Raw genomic sequence first — 2,895 nt, 5'->3', positions numbered from 1 at the left:
TCCCAGATCCAGTACTTTTTGATTGACAAAAGGTCTAAAAGTCTTACCCAACAAGGTTTTTAGATTTATTCAGCCAGCCTTATCTATTCCTCTTTTTGCATGAGTGCCTATCCTTATAAGTAGCCTATACTCAACGGATTTAGTATTAGTCACTCACCAAATAAAGACTACTTCATATTATCCTAAATCCTGTTTAAAAGGGATAGGAGATTAGCCAGAGATTGGCACCGCCAGATAAGGATAACTGCTGGCCCAAGTCATCAAAAATCGGGATGAATAGTTCTAGGCCAGTTTTTTCTTAATAAAAGCCACTAATTGAGACATTTGTTTCTTCATAGTTTCCATTTCTGTTTGCATTTGGGCAATTTGGGACTGGAGAGTCTGAATATCGGTGCTATAATCCCCGGTGAGTTCCTCTAGTTTCGGGCTAAAAACTGTTGGTTTGGGGGAATATTGTTTGGCCTTAGCCCTCGCTTCTTTAATCGCTTGTACCAATTGTTTTTGGTCGAAAGGCTTCTCAATAAAGGCAAAATGCTGGAAAGGTTCGGGGATTTTCTCTACTACCTCCTCTTTCCGTCCCGACATTAACACTAGGGGGATACTTTTGAGATTATCTTCGGTTTGGATTTGCTGAAACACCTCCCAACCGCTCATTTTCGGGAGAAGGAAGTCCAAAATAATCAAATTCGGGTTTTCGGTACGGATGAGATTATAACCCTCTAATCCGTCTTTAGCTTCGAGAAATTCAAAGTTACCCTCTGGTAACATATCGCGAACGTGCATCCTGATCACTTTACTGTCATCGATAACGAGAATTTTATGATTTGACACGATAGACACCTTAGAAAAGAGACAATAGATAAACTCGATGATTCGAGGGGGTATTGGGGGAAACTTTCGGGATAGGGATTGGGGATTCCCAAAAAACCCTTAGAAACTAACATACACCATAAAGAAAAAACCTCGGTTAATGTCCGAGGCTGCTGTTGTAGGAGAACTCAATGCAAAACAAAAGGAAGATACCAAAACCAAAGAGGTTTTTATCGGTAAATCACCCTTATTGTCCCATTGTAACCCCTGTTTAAGCGTATCGGGATGAAGTAGCACTTTTTAGGGCTAAATAACCTAAACCGAGACATAAAAGCGCATTTACGCCCAAAAATGTCCGAGCGATCGTACCAGAACCTAACCAGATCAGAGTAGGATGGATAACAGCACTGATACCTAAAGTCACCGCCATGGCTAAAGATACCCCCACCGCTAACCATTTTGCTTGGGGATGACCCAAAAGCAGCGCAATCAGGACAAAGGGCAGGATAACACTAGCAAAAAGCGGATTAAGGGCAGAACTTCCCTGAATAACACCTCCTAGGTCTGAAAGAGAACTCCCCATCACTCGGAAAGGCCATTGAGGTAAATCGAAGATATAAAGACCTCTGAGGAAAAATAAGCCAGAACTGCCAAAAATTAGACCAGCATTCAAAAATCCGTTCCAGGAGAAGGGAAAATAACTTCTCAGCCACCAAGCAAGAAGATAAGAACCCAAAACCATGGCCATTTTGGGCAAAACCGCCACCGCGCCGCCATCAATCCAGAAACGGGGATTGAGATAACCGTTATCGCGCAACCAACGCCAAAAATCCCGGAAAGTAATCTGTCCTTTCAGGGCCAATTGTAGGGCATTGCCCGCGTCTAATTGTCCGGCCCCAAAATGATTAAAGGGATCATCATTGATCTTACGGGCCGACTGTTGCAAAACCTCTAAAACTGCACTGGGTTCTTTAATTCCCGCAGCTTTGATTAAAGCTACCACCCCGGCAACGTGAGGGGCAGCCATGCTGGTTCCCTGAAAACCGAGGAACGCCGGTTCCCCCCCCTTAGCCGGATCGATGGTTTCTTGGATAATTTTACCCGTATCGGAGCCGCCTGGGGCAGCAATATCGATTCCGGCCCCGAAATTAGAATAGGGGGCTTTATTTCCGGAGGCATCTACCGCAGAAACGCCGATAACGTGCGGAAAACGGGCGGGATAGGCGGCGGAATTATCATCGGCATTACCGGCGGCGGCGACGATTACCACACCTTTACTATAGGCATATTCGATCGCCTCTTTCATTACTTGGGTTTCACCTCCACCCCCTAAACTCATATTGATGACATCGGCTTTATTATCGACGGCAAAACGGATCGCTTCGGCAATATCTCCCACACTTCCCCCACCCGTCCCGGAAAGCACCTTGAGGGGCATAATTTTGGCTTTGTAGGCGATGCCGGCCACCCCGTAGTTATTATTGGTCGATTGGGCAATTGTTCCCGCTACATGGGTTCCGTGACCGTTATCGTCCTCGGCATTGCTGCGATCGTTGACGAAGTCGTAGCCTTCGACAAACTCGGTTTCTCGCAGATCGGGAACTATTGATACACCTGTATCAATAACGGCGACGGTGATCCCTTCACCGTGATTTTCTTCCCAAGCGCGTTCGATGTTAATTCCCCTCAGGTTCCACTGTTTGCTATAGTCGGGGTCATTGGGGGCGATAAAAGCATGATAAATATAATCGGCTTCGATCGATTCGGTGTATTTTTTTAGGTCGGAATTGCGGAGAGTTTTCAGGAGTTTGCTATCTCCTTCCACGGTGTAAAGATGTTCATCGATGGAAAAGATACTATTTAAACTGGTGAGTTTTCCCGCTTTTTTGTTGATAGCATTTAACTGCTCATCGAGTACGCTGACGGGTATATCGTCTTTAAAGTCGATTAAAATTGATTGATATTCGCCCCGATTTGCTAATCCAGTAAAGTTAAAGAGAGCAAATCCTAGACCGATAATGAATAGGGTTAACAATAAAAGTTTTTTCATAGATTTCCTAAGAATTGATCATTGCCAGCTAAGGT

Annotated in this window: 2 protein-coding genes; both read right to left on the bottom strand. The window is 44.7% G+C overall.

Going from position 1 to position 2,895, the window contains the following annotated elements; genetic code table 11:
* Window positions 1-282: 282 nt before the first annotated feature.
* On the bottom strand, window positions 283-831 hold the full coding sequence (locus PX636_RS11245) for a response regulator (protein WP_002758146.1): 549 nt from the start codon (window positions 829-831) through the stop codon (window positions 283-285).
* Between the two features lie 250 nt (window positions 832-1,081).
* Window positions 1,082-2,860, bottom strand: a complete 1,779-nt coding sequence (locus PX636_RS11240) for a S8 family peptidase (RefSeq protein ID WP_288117222.1) — start codon at window positions 2,858-2,860, stop codon at window positions 1,082-1,084.
* Window positions 2,861-2,895 lie beyond the last annotated feature (35 nt).

It is taken from the genome of Microcystis sp. M53598_WE2 (assembly GCF_030067735.1).
Taxonomy (GTDB): domain Bacteria; phylum Cyanobacteriota; class Cyanobacteriia; order Cyanobacteriales; family Microcystaceae; genus Microcystis; species Microcystis aeruginosa.
The sequence above is the reverse complement of the archived record's forward strand: the minus strand, read 5'-3'. Positions and strand labels throughout refer to the sequence as shown.